The sequence below is a fragment of the Streptomyces sp. DT2A-34 genome, assembly GCF_030499515.1.
GTDB lineage: Bacteria > Actinomycetota > Actinomycetes > Streptomycetales > Streptomycetaceae > Streptomyces.
Genome location: NZ_JASTWJ010000001.1, coordinates 6,200,459 through 6,220,538, shown reverse-complemented (window position 1 = coordinate 6,220,538; position 20,080 = coordinate 6,200,459). Strand labels below are relative to the sequence as shown.

14 protein-coding genes are annotated in these 20,080 nt (G+C 71.6%); 6 read left to right on the top strand and 8 right to left on the bottom strand.

Annotated features, from left to right (window positions below):
- Positions 1-117 precede the first annotated feature (117 nt).
- From smpB to ftsE, 4 genes are all read right to left on the bottom strand, one after another.
- Positions 118-660, bottom strand: a complete 543-nt coding sequence (gene smpB, locus QQM39_RS27885; protein WP_302003747.1) for an SsrA-binding protein SmpB — start codon at positions 658-660, stop codon at positions 118-120.
- Between the two features lie 59 nt (positions 661-719).
- The gene (locus QQM39_RS27880; RefSeq protein WP_302000305.1) at positions 720-1,886 is read right to left on the bottom strand and encodes a S41 family peptidase; all 1,167 of its coding nucleotides are present in this window, start codon (positions 1,884-1,886) and stop codon (positions 720-722) included.
- Positions 1,887-1,953: 67 nt separating this feature from the next.
- The gene (ftsX, locus tag QQM39_RS27875) at positions 1,954-2,871 is read right to left on the bottom strand and encodes a permease-like cell division protein FtsX (RefSeq protein ID WP_302000304.1); all 918 of its coding nucleotides are present in this window, start codon (positions 2,869-2,871) and stop codon (positions 1,954-1,956) included.
- A 36-nt stretch (positions 2,872-2,907) separates the two neighbouring features.
- Positions 2,908-3,597 (bottom strand): cell division ATP-binding protein FtsE, encoded by a 690-nt coding sequence (gene ftsE / locus QQM39_RS27870; protein WP_062706418.1) that lies wholly within the window; start codon positions 3,595-3,597, stop codon positions 2,908-2,910.
- Between the two features lie 233 nt (positions 3,598-3,830).
- Between ftsE and QQM39_RS27865 the strand changes: the two genes are divergently transcribed.
- Entirely contained in the window at positions 3,831-4,022 is a 192-nt protein-coding gene (locus QQM39_RS27865) for a hypothetical protein (RefSeq protein WP_302000302.1), read from the top strand.
- 105 nt (positions 4,023-4,127) lie between these two features.
- Here the strand turns inward: QQM39_RS27865 and QQM39_RS27860 are convergent, their stop codons facing one another.
- From QQM39_RS27860 to QQM39_RS27845, 4 genes are all read right to left on the bottom strand, one after another.
- Positions 4,128-4,760: an LPXTG cell wall anchor domain-containing protein gene (locus QQM39_RS27860; protein WP_302000301.1), complete on the bottom strand. Its 633-nt coding sequence runs from the start codon at positions 4,758-4,760 to the stop codon at positions 4,128-4,130.
- A 293-nt stretch (positions 4,761-5,053) separates the two neighbouring features.
- A complete protein-coding gene (gene prfB / locus QQM39_RS27855; RefSeq protein ID WP_302000300.1) occupies positions 5,054-6,160 on the bottom strand; it encodes a peptide chain release factor 2 in 1,107 nt (368 codons plus the stop codon).
- Positions 6,161-6,597: 437 nt separating this feature from the next.
- Positions 6,598-7,839: a serine/threonine-protein kinase gene (locus QQM39_RS27850; protein ID WP_302000299.1), complete on the bottom strand. Its 1,242-nt coding sequence runs from the start codon at positions 7,837-7,839 to the stop codon at positions 6,598-6,600.
- Positions 7,840-8,061: 222 nt separating this feature from the next.
- Positions 8,062-9,732: a serine/threonine-protein kinase gene (locus QQM39_RS27845; protein ID WP_302000298.1), complete on the bottom strand. Its 1,671-nt coding sequence runs from the start codon at positions 9,730-9,732 to the stop codon at positions 8,062-8,064.
- 364 nt (positions 9,733-10,096) lie between these two features.
- On the opposite strand from QQM39_RS27845, the gene QQM39_RS27840 reads away from it, so the two are divergent.
- From QQM39_RS27840 to QQM39_RS27820, 5 genes are all read left to right on the top strand, one after another.
- On the top strand, positions 10,097-13,651 hold the full coding sequence (locus QQM39_RS27840) for an FHA domain-containing protein (RefSeq protein WP_302003746.1): 3,555 nt from the start codon (positions 10,097-10,099) through the stop codon (positions 13,649-13,651).
- Positions 13,652-13,944: 293 nt separating this feature from the next.
- Complete coding sequence (locus tag QQM39_RS27835; RefSeq protein WP_302000297.1) at positions 13,945-15,327, top strand: ABC transporter substrate-binding protein; 1,383 nt, start codon at positions 13,945-13,947, stop codon at positions 15,325-15,327.
- Positions 15,328-15,394: 67 nt separating this feature from the next.
- Positions 15,395-16,678: a carbohydrate ABC transporter permease gene (locus QQM39_RS27830; RefSeq protein WP_367669174.1), complete on the top strand. Its 1,284-nt coding sequence runs from the start codon at positions 15,395-15,397 to the stop codon at positions 16,676-16,678.
- Positions 16,675-17,589 carry a carbohydrate ABC transporter permease gene (locus QQM39_RS27825; RefSeq protein ID WP_302000295.1) on the top strand — a complete coding sequence of 305 codons (915 nt, stop codon included), beginning with the start codon at positions 16,675-16,677 and terminating at the stop codon, positions 17,587-17,589. Before QQM39_RS27830 ends, QQM39_RS27825 begins: the two co-directional genes overlap by 4 nt.
- Positions 17,590-17,760: 171 nt before the next feature.
- A complete protein-coding gene (locus QQM39_RS27820; RefSeq protein ID WP_302000294.1) occupies positions 17,761-20,019 on the top strand; it encodes a bifunctional glycosyltransferase family 2 protein/CDP-glycerol:glycerophosphate glycerophosphotransferase in 2,259 nt (752 codons plus the stop codon).
- Positions 20,020-20,080: the final 61 nt, after the last annotated feature.

Genomic DNA, 20,080 nt, shown 5'->3' with positions numbered 1-20,080 from the left:
CAATCCCCACCGGAAAGATCCGGCGAGGGGCGCGCACCCTCTGTGAGGTGCAGTGCCATCGTACGTGACCAACGCACGACGATGCCAGCGTATTCCCGGCAGCCGCCTGCTGGCCCCCTACTGGGCCCGCTGCCGTCGCTTCGCCGCCGCGATCGCCCGGTCCGACTCCCGCCGGTCCTGCTTCTCCCGCAGGGTCTGGCGCTTGTCGTACTCCTTCTTGCCTCGCGCGAGAGCGACCTCGGCCTTCGCCCGGCCGTCCTTGAAGTAGATGGCGAGGGGCACGATCGTGTGACCCGTCTCCTGGGACTTGGCCTCCAGCTTGTCGATCTCCTCACGGTGCAGGAGGAGCTTGCGCTTGCGGCGCGCTGAGTGGTTGGTCCAGCTGCCCTGGTGATACTCCGGGATGTGGGCGTTGTGCAGCCACGCCTCGCCCCGGTCGATCTGGACGAAGCCGTCGGTGAGCGACGTCCGTCCCTCACGCAGCGACTTGACCTCGGTGCCCATGAGCACCAGGCCGGCCTCATAGGTGTCGATGATCGCGTAGTCGTGCCGGGCCTTCTTGTTCTGGGCGACGATCTTGCGCTTGCCGCCCTTCTCGCCGTCCCTGGTCTTCGCTGCCGCCCCGCCCTGCTTGGGCTGGGACTCCTTCGGTACGTACATTCCCTTGCTCATAGTGCCGTCCATTTTCGCACTACGAAGGGGGTGCGCGGAAAGCCGATTTACGACTCGCCGAGTCCGCTGAGGACCGTCTCGGCCCGCTCCACGACCTGCTGGTCGGCGTCCAGGTCAGGGGTGATCCCCCGGCCGTCGACGGCTCGGCCGGAGGGGGTGCGGTAGTGCCCGACGGTCAGCTCGGCGACGGAGCCGTCGGGGAGGCGGCTCGGCATCTGGACCGAGCCCTTGCCGAAGGTGCGGGTACCCACGACGACCGCGCGGCCACGGTCCTGCAGGGCGCCGGTGAGCAGCTCGGCCGCGCTCATCGTGCCGCCGTCGACGAGCGCGACCAGGGGTCTGCGGGTCTCGCCGCCGGGTTCGGCGTGCAGGGCGCGCTGCTCGCCGTCGACGTCGTATGTGGCGACGAGGCCGCCGTCGAGGAAGACGGAGGCGGCGGTGACGGCCTCGGTGACCAGACCGCCGGAGTTGCCCCGCAGGTCGAGGATGACGCCGACGCCGGCCGGGGCTTGGCGCAGGGCGTCGCGGACGGCGTCGCCGGAGCCCTTGGTGAAGGAGGCGATCTTGACGACGGTGATGCCGCCGGCGAGTTTTCGAACGGTGACCGAGTCGGTGGACAGGGTGGCCCGGCGCAGTGTGAGGTCCCACGCGCGCGTGCCGCGCTCCAGCCCCACCTTCACCGCCGTACCGGCGGGCGCGTCCGTCGCGTCACCGCGCAGTAAGGAGACGACCTCGGTGACCGGACGCCCGGCGACCTTCTCGCCGTCGACGCTGCGCAGCCGGTCGCCCGCACGGATCCCGGCGGCCTCCGCGGGCGATCCCGCCCGCACCTTGGTCACTTCGATACGGCCGTCCCGCTCGCGTCGCGCCCACAGCCCGACGCCGGTGTACTCGCCGTCGAGGGCCTCCTCGAACTCCTCGTACTCGCCCTCGGAGTAGACGGCGCCCCAGCGGTCCCCGCTGCGGCTGACCGCGCGCTCGGCGGCCTCCATGGGGGACTCGCCCGCTGCCATGGCCTCTGCGGCTGCCTCGGCGACGTCGACGTGCCTGCCCGCGGGTGCGGCCGATCCGGCCGCGTCGGCCGAGGTTTTCCGGTCAGGGCCGGGCAGGGAGCCGGTCGCGGCGCCCGCGACGAGCACGCTCGTGAAGAGCAATGTCAGGGCGGCCCCGCGGCGGAGGCGGCGGGGCTGACAGAACAGGTCACGACCTGACATGCCGGTGAGTCTAGGACAACGCGAGGGGCCGTACGGTGCGTTGCCCGTCCGGCCCCCTTGGCGTTCGTCACACCTTCAGATACTTGCGCAGCGCGAAGAAAGCCGCCAACGCGGGCATCAGCAGGCTCGTCGCGAGGATGAGCGGCAGCTTCGTCAACACCGCGTCCCAGCCGATGAAGTTGATCAGTGTCAGCTTCTCCGACAGGGCCAGGCCGTGGTCGATGATGAAGTACCGCGCCATCACCAGGAAGGCACAGGCGACCGACCCTCCGATGAGTCCGGCGACCGCGGCCTCCATGATGAACGGCGCCTGGATGTAGAAGCCCGAGGCGCCGACCAGGCGCATGATCCCGGTCTCACGCCGGCGGCTGAACGCGGACACACGCACGGTGTTGACGATCAGCATCAGCGCGACGACCAGCATCAGCGCCATGATCGCCCGGGCGGCCCAGTTCATGCCGTTCAGCAGCCCGAAGAGGTTGTCCAGGATCCCCTTCTGGTCCTGCACCGACTGCACGCCGTCACGCCCGTCGAAGGCGGTCGCGATGACCTGGTACTTCTCCGGGTCCTTCAGCTTGATCCGGTACGACTCCTGCATCTGGTCCGGCGTGAGCGAGGCGGCCAGCGGGGAGTCGCCGAACTGCTCCTTGTAGTGCTTGTACGCCTGGTCCTGCGACTCGTACGTCACCTTCTCGACGACCGTCATCTTGTCCAGGTCGGCGAGGATCTCCTTCTTCTGATCGTCGGTGACCGCGCCCTTGGCGCAGTTGGGGTCGGACTCGGCGTCGCTCTTGTTGCAGAGGAAGACCGAGACGTTGACCTTGTCGTACCAGTAGCCCTTCATGGTGGTGACCTGGTCGCTCATCAGGAGCGACCCGCCGAACAGGGCGAGCGACAGGGCGACGGAGACGATGACGGCGAAGGTCATCGTCAGGTTGCGGCGGAGACCGACACCGATCTCGGACAGTACGAACTGGGCGCGCATGGCGTCTTCTTCAGGCCTTTCCGTGGACGGTCGCGGTCAGTGCTGGTAGCCGTAGACGCCGCGTGCCTGGTCGCGGACGAGGCGGCCCTTCTCCAGCTCGATGACGCGCTTGCGCATCTGGTCCACGATGTTCTGGTCGTGCGTCGCCATCACCACGGTGGTGCCCGTCCGGTTGATCCGGTCGAGCAGCTTCATGATGCCGACGGAGGTCTGCGGGTCGAGGTTGCCGGTGGGCTCGTCGGCGATGAGCAGCTTGGGCCGGTTGACGAAGGCCCGGGCGATCGCCACCCGCTGCTGCTCACCACCGGAGAGCTCACCGGGCATCCGGTCCTCTTTCCCGCCCAGCCCGACGAGGTCGAGCACCTGCGGGACGGACTTGCGGATCTCGCCGCGGGACTTGCCGATGACCTCCTGCGCGAAGGCCACGTTCTCGGCGACGGTCTTGTTCGGCAGCAGCCGGAAGTCCTGGAACACCGTGCCCAGCTGGCGCCGCATCTGCGGCACCTTCCAGTTGGACAGGCGTGCGAGGTCCTTGCCCAGAACGTGCACCTGACCGTGGCTGCACCGCTCCTCGCGGAGGATCAGCCGCAGGAAGGTGGACTTTCCGGAGCCGGAGGACCCCACGAGGAACACGAACTCGCCCTTGTCCACTTCCAGGGAGACATCCCTGAGTGCGGGGCGGTTCTGCTTGGGGTAGACCTTGGAGACATTGTCGAATCGGATCACGGATGCACCACGGGTCGCCGGGGGTAGATGAGCGTGACCATACGCGAACCGGGTGCGCGCGCGCAGTCGCCAGGAGGGGTTGTGTGGGGCTTGTGCGTTTTTGTGCTGGGTGAGGTGACGCCCTGAGGGAAGCGCCCGAGCCCTTTCCGAAGGAACCTGGCATTGTGGAAGGGGGAACGTTCCCGGGGCCGAACCCGTTGAACTCCCGGAGGGACTCGCAAGGAGGGTGGCGCATGACGTACGACCGGCTGGTGTGCGCGAACTGTGCCGCGCCCGTGAGTGAGGGTCGCTGCCCCGTGTGCCGGGCGAACCGTGAGCGGCTGCAGCAGGAGAACCCGTTCGCGGGCCTGAACCCGATGACGCTGATCGCCCTGCTGGCGATACTGATCACGGCGATGGCACTGCTGGCGCACCAGACCGCATAGGCGACGCCCACACCGTAAGCGGACGTGGCGAGGGGCCCGGAGCGAAGCGCTCCGGGCCCCTCGGCCGTACGGCGTTGATTACGCGGCGTAAACGGTGGGCTACCGTCAGGCAGCCGCACCGCCGCGGCCACCCGCGAGGCGCGGGAGGATGCGGAAGCCGATGCCACCGGCGATCATCGTGGCGGCGCCGACCAGCAGGAAGGTGGTCTGAGCGGCACCGGTCTCGGCGAGCTCGTCACCGCCGCCCTGGGCGGAGGTGCTGGTGCCCGTGCCGGTACCGGTGGTCTCCGTGCCGGTGTCGGTGAGCGAGGAGGAGCCCTCCTCCTGGGTGGAGGTGCCACCGTCGGGGTCGGTGTTGTTGTTACCGCCGCCGTTGTTGCCGTTGCCGTTGCCGTTGCCGTTCCCGTTCCCGTTACCCGGGTCGGTCGGGGCGGTGGTCGGGTCCTCGGTGGGGTCCGACGGCTCGGTCGGCTCCAGCGTCGGGTCCGTCGGGACCGTGGGGTCCTCGGTCGGGAGACCCGGGTCGGTCGGGATGTCGGTCGGGATGCCCGGGTCGGTCGGAACCGGGTCGGTCGGCGGCTCAGTCGGGTCCTCGGGCCCGCAGAACAGACCGAGCACGCAGCCCTCGCCCGGCTCCTCGGCGGCAGATGCGGCACCCGCAGCGGTCAGCGAGGCACCGGCCGCGATCACGGCACCGGCCGCGAGGCGCGCGATACGGATCCGCGTCTTCTTTGTCATGTGGTTGCTACCCCCAGTAGCTGAATCGTCAGTGAGGCGGCGCTCGGGGGCCGTGATCGACGGGGGTAGTGCTGAACTCAAGCCCCCCGGTTCACATGCGCCCCAGAGATACGCATGCCACGCTTTACCCTTCCCATTTTTCAAAGACACGTCAAGGCCGTTTACATGCGCCATGTCCAAATACGGGAGCTATGCCAGGGATTAGAGTCTGTGAGTGTGATGTAAAACCCAGACATGCAGGCACAGAAAAGGCAACTGCCGCCGAGGTGGCGGCAGTTGCCTTGTCGACAAAGTTACTTCTCCTGCTGCTTGCGCCAGCGAATTCCGGCTTCGAGGAATCCGTCGATCTCACCGTTGAACACGGCCTCGGGGTTGCCGACTTCGAACTCGGTGCGCAGGTCCTTGACCATCTGGTACGGGTGCACCACGTACGACCGCATCTGGTTGCCCCAGGAGTTGCCGCCGTCGCCCTTCAGGGCGTCCATCTTGGCCTGCTCCTCCTGGCGTCGCCGCTCGAGCAGCTTGGCCTGGAGGACGTTCATCGCGGTGGCCTTGTTCTGGATCTGCGACCGCTCGTTCTGGCAGGAGACGACGATGCCGGTGGGGAGGTGGGTGAGCCGCACCGCGGAGTCGGTGGTGTTCACGCCCTGGCCGCCGGGGCCCGAGGACCGGTACACGTCCACGCGCAGCTCGGACTCGTCGATCTCGATGTGGTCGGTCTGCTCGACCACGGGGAGCACTTCGACACCGGCGAAGGAAGTCTGCCGCCGCCCCTGGTTGTCGAAGGGCGAGATGCGCACGAGCCGGTGGGTGCCCTGCTCGACGGAGAGCGTGCCGTAGGCGTACGGCGCCTGCACGGCGAAGGTGGTCGACTTGATGCCGGCCTCTTCGGCGTACGACGTCTCGATGAGCTCGGTCTTGTAGCCCTTCTGCTCCGCCCAGCGCAGGTACATCCGCTGCAGCTTCTCGGCGAAGTCGGCGGCGTCGACGCCACCGGCTTCCGCGCGGATGTTCACGAGCGCCTCACGGGAGTCGTACTCCCCGCTGAGCAGCGTCCGCACTTCCATCTCGTCCAGCGCCTTCTTGACGGCGGCGAGCTCGGACTCGGCCTCGGCACGGGTGTCCGGGTCGTCCTCCTCCTCGGCCATCTCGAACAGCACGGCGAGATCGTCGATCCGCGAGCGCAGGGCCTCGGCCTTCCTCACCTCCGCCTGGAGGTGGGACAGCTTGCTGGTGATCTTCTGCGCCTCGTCCGGGTTGTCCCACAGGGACGGCGCTGCCGCCTGCTCCTCGAGCACGGCGACATCTGCCCTCAGCTTGTCGAGGTCCAGAACGGCCTCGATCGACTCCATGGTCGAGGAGAGGGACTTGAGCTCTTCGGATACATCGACGACTGCCACGCCTCCAGCGTAACGGCTCCGCCAAGCGCCGAGTCCCGAGCGCCCTCGGCCGAGACACACCCGGCGTCACCACTGAGCTACCAGGGGGCTCCACCCCCTGGACCCCCGGGCCTTTGCCCACCCACCACCCGACTCGGCCGGCCAAGAGGCTGAACTCGAAAAGCCTTGGGGATCGGCTGTTCCAGCCCATCCAGCGTTCAAGGACGAAGCCACACCACCCCCAGCCCCCACCCACCCGCTGAGGACCAAGCCTCGCGGCACCAACGGCCACTTCCCGGCGCCCGGCCCGCGTCATTCAGCCCGTCCGGCGTTTGAGGACGAGGCCCGTTCAGGGCCGAAGCGGGGGTCTGAGGGCCGCAGGCCCCCAGGAGGGGCGGGGTCGAAGGGGCAGCGCCCCTGGGGGATGGGACGGGTAGGGGCGGCGGGGGCGAAGGAAACTACGGGGTCGCCGGGGCCGAGTTGTTGGTGTCCTGGGGCGTCCCCCCGGAATCGTCCTCCGCGGTCGCCAGCCACGTACCCACCCCGGCCGCAGCCACCAGCGCCACCGCCGCCGCCCCCAACACCACCCGCCGCCGCCGAGCCACCGCCCGATGCCGGGCGGAGCCCGGCCGCGGCGCACCCGCCGCCCGCGGCACCCGTGCCGTCCCGCGCGCACCACCCGCCAGCTCGTCGGGCCCCGGCACCCTCATCGACGTATGCGTGTCCCGGTTGGAGTCGGCCGGCTTCGCGCCCGGCACCAGCGGCACCGCCCCCCGCCGCCGAACCCGCTCCCCCACCGGCGCCGCCGCCTCAGCAGCCGGAGCCTCTTCCTCCGCCGGCTCCACATCCGGCTCGTCCACGTCCAGCGGCGGCATCCCGGCCACCAGCGGCAGCAGCTCCCGCAGCCGCGCCCCCAGCTCCGACGCCCGCAGCCGCGAGGCCGGCGCCTTCGCGAGGCACTGCACGACCAGCTGCCACAGCTCGTCGGGGATCCCGGGCAGCGGCGCCACCGACTCCGTGACGTGGCGGCGCAGCACCGCGCCCGGGTGGCCCCCACCGAACGGCGTGAAGCCCGCCAGCAGCTCGTACAGCACCGTGGCGAGGGCGTAGATGTCGACCGCCGCCCGGGGCGGCAGGCCCTCCACGATCTCCGGCGCCAGGTAGTCCGGCGTCCCGATGATCTTCGTCGCGCGAGTGCGACGCGGTGAGTCGATGAGTTTCGCCACACCGAAGTCCGTCAGCAGGGCCGGGTGGGAGCCGCCCGGCCCCAGCGGCCCCTGCATGTCGAGCAGCACGTTCTCCGGCTTCACGTCCCGGTGCACGACCCCGGCCGCATGCGCCGCCGCCAGCCCGTCCGCGATGTCCGCCACGATCGCCACCGCCGACTCGGGCGAGAGCCGCCGGTCGCGGTCGAGCCGGGTGCGCAGGTCCGTGCCGCGGACGAGGTCCATGACCAGCGCGAGGTCGTTGCCGTCGACCACCAGGTCGCGTACGGAGACGACGTTCGGGTGTTCGAGGCCGAGCAGCGCCGTGCGCTCCTGCACGAAGCGTCCGACGAGTTCCTGGTCGGACGCGAGATCCTCGCGCAGCAGCTTGATGGCGACGGGCCCCTCGGGCCCCTCACCCAGCCACACCGTGCCGGCGCTGCCCCGCCCCAGGATCTGGTTGGCGGTGTACCGGCTACCGATCTTCCGTGCCAAGACTGCTCCTACCGACGCGTGTTGTCGCGCTGCGTCATTCCGGGGGCCGACCCCCCGGACCCCCAGCCGACAAAACCGGGACCCCCGGTCGACAAAACTACGCGCCCAGCGAGCCAACCTTCACCACGGAGACGGAAATCACCCGCCAGATGTCGACAAATACCCAAACCAGCCGACGCCGCGCCGCCTGCGGTCGGTAGCCGCCTACGTCAGTCGCCGCGGTCAGTTGGTGCCCGAACCTCCGCCGGAGCCCCCGCCCAGGTCCCCGATCCACCCACTCACGGTGCTGACCCAGTCGCTCAACTGCTCCCAGTAGCTCTTGCCCGTGCCGATCCACTCCTGCAACGGGCTCAGCTCCCAGATCAGCCAGCCCGCGACGAACAGGATGACGATCGTGAACAGGCACCCCTTGAGGCAGCCGAGCCCGGGGATCCGCATCGGGTTGGCGCTGCGCTGCCGCGGCTGACGAGGCTCGCGCTCCGGTCGCTCCGGTCGCTGCGGTCGCTGCGGCTCCGGCGCGGGCGGCGGGGTATACCGCTGCGGCTGCTGCTGCGGCTGGCGCGGTGGGGCGTACGGCTGCGGCTGGTGCTGCTGGGGATGGCCGTACCCCTGCTGCCGGCCCTGCGGGGGCCGCTGCTGCGGCTGCTGCGGGCGGGCGACCTGCCGCTGGGGGCGGCGGCGCAGCGGGTCCTGGTTGGGGTCGAGGTACTGGACCTGCGTCTGCTCGTTGCGGTCCCGGGCGGCGCGCAGCTGGTTCTGCCAGGGGTGCGGTTCCTCGGGCCCGGGCTGACCGGGCTGCTGACCGGGCCGGCCCTGCGGCATCGGCGGCATGACGGCCGTCGGGTCGGCGGCGCCGGCCGGACCACCGGGGGCGCCGGTGTGCGGCAGGACGCTGGTCGCGCCGTTCGGGTCGTACGTCCCCGGGGCCGGGCCGTGCGGCAGTACCTGCGTGGGGTCGGCGGAGCCCGGCACGGTGGCCGGCGCTGGGTCGGGGGCGAGCAGCGCGGCGACGCCCTCGGCCGCCGCGATCTGCGCGGAGTTCGCGTGCACGCCGATGCCCTCGGCGACGACGCGCAGGCCGCGGGCGAGGTTCTCGGCGCTGGGGCGTTCGTCCGGGTTCTTGCTCAGGCAGCGTTCTATGACCGTCCACAGGGGGTCGGGGACCGTGGACGGGCGGCGCGGCTCGGCGCTCAGGTGCTGGTGCAGGACCTCCAGCGCGGAACCGCCGCCGAAGGGCGGACGGCCGGTGACCAGCTCGTACAACAGGATCCCGGCGCCGTAGATGTCGACGGCGGACGTCTGCGGGCGGCCCTCGGCGGACTCGGGCGCGACGTACGCGGGCGTGCCGACGAACTCGTGGGTGCGGGTCAGCCCCGGGGAGTCGGCGAGGCGGGCGATGCCGAAGTCGGTCAGCATCGGGTGCATCTGGCCGCCGTTCTGCTGGAGCAGGACGTTGGCGGGCTTCAGGTCGCGGTGGACGACGCCGTCGGCGTGGCTGGCGGCGAGGGCGTCGGCGATCTGCGCGGTCAGCAGGGCGGCGGCGACCGGGGTGAAGGGGCCGTTCTCGCGCAGGTAGCGGTGCAGGTCGGGGCCCTCGATGAGGTCCATGACCAGGGCGAGCAGATCGCCCTCTACGACCAGGTCGCGGACCCGGACGATGTTCGGGTGGGTCAGGCGCAGCAGGACGGAGCGCTCGCGCAGGAACCGCATGACGATGTCCGCGTCGCTGGCGAGCTCCTCCTTGAGGACCTTGATCGCGACGGTCTCGCCGGGCTGCCCCTGTACGGCCGCCTCGGCGCCTGCGGTCTCCCGCTGGCGGGCTCGCCAGACGGTCCCCGTGGCGCCGCGACCGAGCGGCTCCTCGAGGAAGTACTTGCTGCCTACCGGCCGCACGTCGCGCTCCCTGCTGCTCGCCTACGTTCCGAACCACTGTAGTGCCGTGCCCCCGGGCACCGGCCTTTCGTCATTCTGTGCGTCTTACGTACGGCTTCCCGTACATGTTCGAAGGAAAGACGCTCGGCTCTGTCTCGTGGTTGCCGGGAAGCGGACGTGACCGATCTCAAGCGGTCGCCGGTAGGTCACTTGTCAGGCACTTTTGCGGGCAGAGCCGACCAATCAAGATCACTTGCCTTCGGGCGGGGGGCGCGTTGTCAGTGGCAGGTGCGAGGATGCGTGCAGTACGTGGAGTACTGGCCGATGTGCTCGTGTGGGGTGGGGGAAGTCCGCCGCGCCCTCGCAGAAGGGACCGCTGACGCCGATGCAGATCCGGCTGACCGTCGTAGACCCGCTGGCCCCGCCCGCCCCGGCGCGAGGTCGCGCCGCGAGCTGCGATGTGCTGGTCACGGCGCCCGCGGGCACCGCCCTGGCCGCGGTGGCGTCGGCGCTCGCCTCGGCGGTGTCCGGGGGCGACGGCCCGATCGTGCTGTACGCGGGCGCGGAGCGGCTCGACGACCGGCGCAGCACACTCGGCGAGCCGCCGCTGATAGACGGTGCGGTGCTGTCCCTGGGCGCCCCCGCCGCGCCCGAACCCCATCCCGAGCTGGACGACGCCCCGACCCAGCTCCATGTCGTGGCCGGCCCGGACGCGGGCGGGGTCCACCTGCTGCACGGCGGCGAGATCCGCATCGGCCGCTCCGCCGACGCCGACGTCCCGCTCGACGACCCGGACGTCTCCCGGCTGCACTGCGCGGTCACGGTCGCCGCCGACGGCCATGTCTCGGTCACCGACCTGGACTCCACGAACGGCACCACGCTGGACGGCACCCTTGTGACCACCCGCCCGGTGCGGTTCGCGCCGGGGGCGCTGCTGCGGATCGGCGAGTCGGCCCTGCGGCTGGCTCCGGCCGGGGGGCCGGGGGCGCGGGTGCCGACGGAGCCGGACGGGGAGGGGCATGTGCGGGTCCCTGCCGGGGACGACCCGGGACAGGACGGTGACGCCGGGGCGCGCGGCGACGGGCGGGCCGCGCCGGGCGCCGGTGCGGACAGCCCCCCGCGGGCCGGCGCGGCGGTGTCTCACGCGCGTGTGGCGGACGGTGGCGACGCGACCGCGGGGGGCCGGTCGGCCGGTCAGGAACACGGTTCGGTCGAGCCGCCCGTCGTGCCGGGGCAGGGCGGGGCACCGCGGATCGAGAGCCACGGCGGGTCCCGGAGGGCGGTTCCCGGACCGCGCGGAGGCGAGACGCACGGCGCGGGCTTCGAGGTGGGCACCCTCGACGGGGGCGACGGGGGTCACGGCGGTGCGGGCGCCGACCGCGCGTCGGGCGACGGCGCCCCGGCGAACGGCGGCAGCAGCCGTAAGGGCACCCCGCTGAGGGGCACCGACGTCCCGCAGGGCGTGCGCAGGCGCGGCGGGCTCACGGCGTGGGCGCGGCGGCTGGCCGGCGGGCGCGGGGAGCAGGAGGCGACGGCCGGGCGTGGGACCTACGACGATGACGAGCTGCCCGAGGCGACCGAGCTCCCCTCGACGGCGCGCGGCCCCCGGCTGCCGGAGGCCTGGCCGGACCCCGCGTCCCTGCTGCTGACGGCCCTGGGCCCCGGACCCCGGCTGTGGGAGCGCGCGCCGAGTCACCCGGAGGCCCTCACGGTGCGGCTCGGCACCGCCGACCGGGCGGCGCCCGACGGTTCGGGACTGCTGCCCGCGGTGCCGGTGACCGCCGATCTGCGTGAGGTCGGGGCGCTGGGGCTGGCCGGTCCGCGCGAGCGGCTCGCCGGGCTGGCCCGCGCGGTGCTCGCCCAGCTCGCCGCGCTGCACTCGCCCGACTCCCTGGAGCTGGTGCTGATCAGCGCGGACCGCTCCCGCCCCCTGGAGGAGCGCACCGCCGAATGGGCCTGGCTGGGCTGGCTCCCGCATGTCCGCCCCGGGCACGCCCAGGACTGCCGCCTGCTGCTGGCCTACGACCGCGAACAGGCCACGGCCCGCACGGAGGAGCTGCTGCGGCGCCTGGAGGACTTGTCGCCGCAGCCGCAGGGGGTGGGCGGCGGGGGGAACTCCGCCGAGGGCAGGACCACCGGCACCGCCGCCGTCCCGGACGGGCGTGCCGTTCGGCGGCCCTCCTGGGCCCGGGACGACGGCCCGGCCGACGGGGCGGAGGGATTCGCGGGGCCGTACACCGTGGTCGTCGTGGACGGCGATCCCGGGGGCGCCGACGTGCGTGAGGCGGTGGCGCGGCTGGCACTGGAGGGACCGCGGGCCGGGATCCACGTGGTGTGCCTCGCCGAGACGGCTTCGGCGTCGCCCGCCTCGCCGGTGACGGACACCTACGAGGCGGCGTGCACGGTGTCGCCGGCGTTCCGGGAGTGCGGTGCGGTCGCGCTGCTGAGCGGTGACGTGGCGACGGCGCTGCGGCTGATGCGGGTGGCCCGGGCCGGGACCGCCGGGAGCGGCGCGGAGACCAACCCGCGCGCGGCGGACGCGTCCAGGACGAGTGCCGCCGATCACGGCACCGGCACCGGCACCGCCGGATACGGCACCACCTCCGCCGCCCCCTCCCCCTCCCCCGCCCCCATCCACGGCCCCATCGGCCACGGCACCGTAGCCGTCGTGGACGCCGTTTCCCTCGCCTGGGCGGAGCGGTTCGCGCGGGCTCTGGCGCCGTTGCGTCCGCAGGAGGGCGCCGGGGAGCGGCACGCGCGCGTGTCCGTGCCGTTGCCCCAGGCGGCGCGGCTGCTGGACGAGTTGGGCCTTGCCCGGGCCACCCCGGCGTCGCTGATGACCCGCTGGGCCGACGCGGCCGATGACGCGCAGGCCCTCGGCGGGCGGGTGTGTGCCGTGCTCGGGGCCGGGCCGCGCGGGCCGGTCGGCGCGGACCTCGGCACCGACGGGCCGCACCTGCTGATCGAGGGGCCGCCCGGCAGCGGGCGTACGGAGCTGCTGCGGGCCGTCGTCGCGTCGCTCGCGGCGGCCGAGCGGCCGGACCGGCTGGGCGTCGTACTGATCGACGGCCGGGACAGCGTCGGCGCCGGCGGCGGGCACGGCGACGGGCTGCGGGTCTGCACGGACGTACCCCATGTGACCACCCACCTCACCGCCAACGACCCCGTCCGCATGCGGGAGTTCGCCCAGTCGCTGAGTGCCGAGCTGAAGCGGCGCGCGGAGCTGCTCGGCCGGTCCGACTTCGCCGAGTGGCACACGGGGCGTGAGCTGTCGGGCCGGATGGTCGCGCAGCGAGCGGCGGGGACCGGAACACGGGCAGCTGCCGGTGCCGGTGACCTCTCGGGGGATCTCGACTCGCCGTCCAGCTCCACGATCCGGCTGCGGCCGGGGGCGGCCCGTCGGCAGGCCGAGGCCAAGGCAGTGCCGCCGCTGCCGCGGCTCGTCGTGGTCGTCGACGACCTGGACGCGCTGGTCTCTCCCGCGCTGGGGTCGCCGGGCAGGCCCGCGGCGGGCTCGGTGATACGCGCACTGGAGGCCGTCGCGCGGGAGGGCGAGCGGCTCGGGGTGCACCTGGTGGCCGCCGCCGGGGTCGGGGGCCGTACGGCGGAGTCGGAGCCGGCGCGGCTGGCGACGTTGCGGGTGACGCTGGACGCGGTGGCGGCGGGACCGGACGAACCGGCGCCGGGGCGCGGCCGGCTGGCCTGGGCGGACGGGCGAGTGGTGCCGTTCCAGGGCGGGCGGGTCACCGGGCGTATCCCGCGGACGGCGACGCTGCGGCCCACGGTCGTGCCGCTGGAGTGGCACCGCATGGGCGACCCGCCCACCCGGCGCCCGGTCCGCGAGCTCGGCAACGGGCCTACGGATCTGGCGTTGCTGGCCAGCGCGCTGGAAAGGGCGGCGCGGGAGGTCTCGGCGACCGAGGTGCCGTCACTCCTGTAGCGCCGCTGGTCAAAATCAGCCCGTCTGGGGGTACCCCCTCTGGGGGAGCTTGAGGACGAGGCCGTTCAGGCCGATAGCGGGGGCTGGGGGCGCAGCCCCCCAGAGACCCGAGCCCCCGCGCACCCGCACGTCTTCGACCCAGCCGTCGGAGACACGCGGCACCTGGTCACGAGGCGGTCACGATCCCCCGCTTGACAGCGGACGCGGTCTTGCCGCCCCCAGACCCAAGGCGTAGACCAGATCGCACGGGACAGCGCTCGAACGTTCGACGAGGCACGAAGAACGGGGCAGTGATGCGCAGCACGAGCAGCAAGAACCGGACAAGCAGGGCCGCCAGGACCGCGGCAGCCGTGGCCGCGGGCGCCCTCGCACTCTCGCTCACCGCATGCGGAGGCGATGACAACGACAGCAGCGGCAACGAACAGGGCGGAACCGGTCAGGAGACCGCCGGCACCGTCACCCTTCCCAAGCTGAACGGCGAGTCCCTGGAGGTCGCCGCCGTCTGGACCGGAGCCGAGCAGGACAACTTCAAGAAGGTCCTCGCGGAGTTCGAGAAGCGCACGGGCGCCAAGGTGACCTTCGTGCCCGCCCAGGACCCGATCATCAACTTCCTCGGCTCGAAGGTAGCGGGCGGCCAGCCGCCGGACATCGCGATGCTTCCGCAGCCCGGCGCCATCAAGCAGGCCGTCGACAAGAAGTGGGCCAAGCCGCTGGGCGCCGACGCGGTCAAGGAGTTGCAGGAGAACTACTCGCAGGGCTGGCAGGACATCGGCAAGGTCGACAACAAGCACTACGGCGTCTACTACAAGGCCGCCAACAAGTCCCTGATCTGGTACAACAACGCGGTCTTCGAGAACGCGGGGGCCACCGAGCCCAAGACGTGGGACGAGCTGCTCACCACGGCCCAGACCGTCTACGACTCCGGCGTCACACCGTTCTCGGTCGGCGGCGCCGAGGGCTGGACCCTGACCGACTGGTTCGAGAACATCTATCTCTCCCAGGCCGGTCCCGAGAAGTACGACCAGTTGGCGAAGCACGAGATCAAGTGGACCGACGCGTCCGTGAAGAACGCGCTCACCACGCTCGCCCAGGTCTGGGGCAAGAAGGACTATGTGGCGGGCGGCGCGACCGGCGCGCTGCAGACCGACTTCCCGGCGTCGGTCACCCAGACGTTCACCGGCGGCGACCAGCCGAAGGCCGCCATGGTCTACGAGGGCGACTTCGCGCAGGTCAACATCACACAGGCCAAGGCGGAGGTCGGCACGGACGCGAAGGTGTTCCCGTTCCCGGCCGTCGGTGACACCGCGCCCGTGGTCTCGGGTGGTGACGCGGCCGTGATCCTGCAGGACTCCAAGGCGGCGCAGGCCCTGGCCACCTTCCTGGCGTCCCCGGACGCGGCGACCATCCAGGCGAAGCTGGGCGGCTACCTCTCGCCGAACAGGAACGTCGACAACTCGGCGTACCCGAACGACGTCCAGCGGAAGATCGCCAAGGCCCTCATCGACTCGGGCGACGACTTCCGCTTCGACATGTCCGACCAGGCCCCGCAGGCCTTCGGCGGCACGCCCGGCAAGGGCGAGTGGAAGGCCCTGCAGGACTTCCTGAAGAACCCGTCGGACATCGCGGGCACACAGCGGAAGCTGGAAGCCGACGCGGCCGCGGCGTACGGAAACTGACGCCGTGGCGTCGGCGGAAGCGGCAGGGGGCTCTCCGCCCTCTGCCGCACCCAGGTCGCGCAAGAGCGTGACCGGCACGCGCAGGCTGGTGGCAGTGCTCTTCCTGCTGCCCGCCCTCGTGCTGCTCGGCGCGCTGGTGGTCTACCCGATCGGGTACTCGGTCATCCGCAGCTTCTACGACCAGTCCGGCGACGGCTTCGCCGGATTCGACAACTACGAGGCGCTCTTCACCGACGACGGCATCCGCACCGCCCTGAAGAACAACGTCATCTGGGTGGTGTTCGCCCCGACGGTCGCCACCGCGCTCGGTCTGGTCTTCGCGGTGCTGACCGAACGGGTGCGCTGGGGCACGGCGTTCAAGCTGGTCGTCTTCATGCCGATGGCGATCTCGATGCTGGCGGCGGGCATCATCTTCCGGCTCGTCTACGACCAGGACCCGGACAAGGGTGTCGCGAACGCGGTGTGGGTGGGCGTCCACGACACCTTCGCGCAGGCGTCCGCGTTCCCGAAGGCGCACCCTGGACGGGAGTCGCCGCTCCAAGCGGTACCGGGCGGCGGCTTCATCACCAAGGCCACCGTCAGCGCGGGCACCCCGGTCACCCTGCCCCTCGTGGGCGTCGCCCCCGACCTGATGCCGGACGACGCCAAGAAGGCCGTACAGCCGAAGGCCGAGCCGGGGAAGGTCACCGGCACCACCTGGCAGGACTTCACGCGCGGCAAGGGCGTCGGCACGCTCGGCGGGGTCGACGCGTCCGAGCTGGGCTATGCCGGCATGGAGATCGAGGCCGTCAAGGACGGCAAGGTCGTGGCCTCCGCCAAGGCCGCCGACGACGGCACGTTCACGCTGCCGGCCGCCGCCGACGGGGCCCAACTCCGGCTCCCGGCGGACAACTTCAAGGAGCCGTACAACGGTGTGGACTGGCTGGGCCCGTCCCTGGTCACGCCGGCCATCATCGGGTCGTACATCTGGATGTGGGCCGGTTTCGCGATGGTGCTGATCGCGGCCGGGCTCGCGGGCATCCCCCGGGATCTGCTGGAGGCGGCCCGGGTGGACGGGGCCAACGAGTGGCAGGTGTTCCGCAGGGTCACGGTGCCGCTGCTGGCGCCCGTGCTCGCGGTCGTCACCGTCACCCTGATGATCAACGTCCTGAAGGTCTTCGACCTGGTCTTCATCATCGCCCCCGGCTCCTCCCAGGACGACGCGAACGTCCTCGCGCTGGAGCTGTACCGCAAGGGCTTCTCCGAGGATCAGCCGGGCATCGCCAGCGCGATCGCGGTGTTCCTGCTGCTCTTGGTGATTCCCGTGATGTGGTTCAACATCCGTCGGCTCAGGCGGGAGGTGCGGCGATGAGTGCCGACGTCGGCGGGCTCAGGAAAGGGGCACCCGAGCCCCTCCCTGTCGTCAAGCCCGAGCAGTCCCTCGGCGCCCGGCTCGCCTCCTTCGTCAGTGGCGGGCTGGTGCGGGTGTTCCTGATCGTCGTCGGCCTGTTCTGGCTGGTGCCGACGATCGGGCTGCTGGTGTCCTCCCTCCGGCCGCCGGAGGAGATGACCGCGAGCGGCTGGTGGGAGGTCTTCAGCAAGCCGTCCCAGCTGACCTTCGACAGCTACGACAAGCTCCTGAGCAACAGCGACATCACCGACTCGATCCTCAACACGGTGCTGATCACGGTCCCGGCGACGGTCCTGGTCGTCGTCATCGGCTCGCTCGCGGGATACGCGTTCGCGTGGATGGAGTTCCCGGGCCGTGACTGGTGGTTCCTGGGTGTGGTCGGCCTGTTGGTCGTGCCGGTGCAGGTGGCGCTGATCCCGATCGCCGAACTGTTCGGCAACATCGGCATCTTCGGGTCCATGACCGGCGTGATCCTCTTCCACGTCGGCTTCGGGCTGCCGTTCGCGGTGTTCCTGCTCAGGAACTTCTTCGCCGAGATCCCGAGGGAGCTGCTGGAGGCGGCACGCCTGGACGGCGCCGGTGAACTGCGCCTGTTCTTCCGCGTCGTGATGCCGCTCGGCGGTCCGGCGATCGCCGCGCTCGGCATCTTCCAGTTCCTGTGGGTGTGGAACGACATGCTGGTCGCGCTGATCTTCACGGACTCCGGGAGCCAGCCGATCACGGTCGCCCTGCAGACCCAGGTCCGCCAGTTCGGCAACAACATCGACGTCCTGGCACCCGGGGCGTTCATCTCCATGGTGATCCCGCTGGTCGTGTTCTTCGCGTTCCAACGGCAGTTCGTGTCCGGCGTGATGGCGGGCGCGGTCAAGTAGCGGCAGGCGCACCACGCTTGGGGGGCGGACCGTCATCGGTCCGCCCCCTGTCGTGCGCTCACGGTCCCTCGTATGCCTTAGGTCCCGTAACCAAGTCACTCCATTGGCCGTTCCCGGGCAAGGCGCTACGGCGACAGCGCCCACCGTCCCGGCCGACCCAGTGGATGTCCCTTGCCCAGGTTCAGTGTCATTGTCCCCGCCTACAACGTTCAGGCGTACCTGCACGAGTGCCTGGAATCGGTGCTCTCACAGTCGTACCCGGATCTCGAACTGATCGCCGTCGACGACTGCTCGCCGGACGCGTCCGGCGCGATCATCGACGAGTTCGCGGCGCGCGACGCGCGCGTGCGTCCCGTGCACCTCGCCGAGAACCGGGGCCTGGGGCCCGCCCGCAACGCCGGTATGGCCGAGGCCACCGGCGACTACCTGATCTTCCTCGACAGCGACGACAGCCTCACCCCCGACGCCCTGCACGCGATCGCCGACCGGCTGAAGGAGACCGGCGACCCGGACGTCCTGGTCTACGACTACGCGCGCATCTACTGGACCGGCGAGACGGTCCGCAACCAGGCCGCGGCCCAGCTCGCCGAAGAGGGCCCGGCGCCCTTCCGGCTGGCGGACCGGCCGGGGCTGCTGCGGCTGCTGATGGTCGCCTGGAACAAGGCCTACCGGCGGGAGTTCGTCGAGGAGGAGGGCTTCGCCTTCCCGTCCGGCTACTACGAGGACACGCCCTGGACGTACCCGGTCCTGATGACGGCGGAGTCGATCGCGACCCTGGACCGGGTGTGCGTGCACTACCGGCAGCGGCGCCGGGGCGGCATCCTCGGCACGGTCAGCCCGCGGCACTTCGACATCTTCGAGCAGTACGACCGTGTCTTCGCGTACGTCGACCAGAACCCCGAACTCGACCGGTGGCGGCCCCTGTTGTTCCGCCGGATGGTCGACCATTTCGTCGTCGTGTTCGCCCGCCCGGACCGCCTCCCGCGCCGCAGCCGCGCCGAGTTCCTGCGCAAGGCCCGCACGCACTACCGCCGTCACCGCGCGCCCGGCGTCCCCGTCGCCCTGCGCAGCCGGCTCCACCACACCCTGGTCCGCCTGGGCCTGCACCGCACCTACCGCGTCCTGCGGCTGACGGCGGCCCTGGTCCGGCGTATCACCAAGGTCACCAACCGTCTGCTGAAGGGCGTCCGTGCCGCCGCCCTGCGCCTGCACTACCGCATCCAGCGCTGTCTGCCGGTGCGCGCCGACCGCGCCGTCTTCGCCGCCGACGGCGTGCGCGGCCACGGCTGCCACCCGGGCGCCCTGGAGCAGGCGTTCCGTACGCACGCCCCGCGCGTCCGCACGGCCTGGATCGCCGCCGAGCAGCACGACTCCGTCCCCGCCGGCACCCGCCGTCTGCGCCCCGGCACGGCCGCCTACTGGACGGCCCTCGCCCGCTCCAAGTACCTCGTCCACAACGCCGCCTTCGACCGCCGCCTGGTCAAGCGCCGCGGCCAGGTGCTCGTGCAGACACAGCGGGGCACCCCGCTCAAGCACATGGGCCTGGACCTGCGCGAACGCCCGGCGGCCGCGGGGGACACGGACTTCGACGAGCTCCTCGACGACGTCGACAAGTGGGACTACGTCCTGTCCGCCAACCGCCACTCCACCCTGGTCTGGGAGCGTGTCCACCCGGGCGGCTACACGACCCTCGAGTACGGCAGCCCGCGCGCCGACGTCTTCCAGCAGGCGACCTCGGCGGACGTGGCCCGGATCCGGGAGTCGCTGGGCATCCCCGAGGGCACGGTCGCGATCCTCTACGCCCCCACCCACCGCGACTACCGCCGCACCCAGCCCACCACCCTCGACCTGCACCACGTCCTGCGCCGTCTGGGCCCCCGCTTCGTCGTCCTGGCCCGCGCGCACCACCGGCACGGCGGGCCCCTCGCGCCCACCGCCGGCCAGGTCATCGACGTCAGCGACCATCCGAGCGTCGAGTCGCTGTGCCTCGCCTCGGACGCCCTGGTCACGGACTACTCGTCGATCATGTTCGACTACGCCGACCTGGACCGGCCGATCGTGATCCACGCCGACGACCGGGAGGCGTACGAGGCAGCCCGTGGCACCTACTTCGACCTGCGCTCCTTCCCGCCGGGAGCGGTGTCGCGCAGCGAGGACGAGCTGATCGACATCTTCGCCACCGGCCACTGGCGCGGCTCGCGCTCCGCCCAGCTGCGGTCGGCGTTCCGCGAGCGTTTCTGCCCGTACGGCGACGGACGCGCCGCCGAGCGTGTCGTCCGCCATGTCGTGCTGGGCGAGACCACCCGGCCCTCCGTCGTGCCGCTCGACAAGCGCCACCCGGTGCCGTCGCCGGCCGCGTCGCTCGCGCACTCCCCGCTCGCCACCGTGCCACAGCCGACGGGCGCCCGTACCGTCACCGAGAGCCACTGAACGCCGTTCTCACGGAAACGGAAGAGGAGCCAGAAGGGGAGTCGCATGCCCTCCAGCCCGT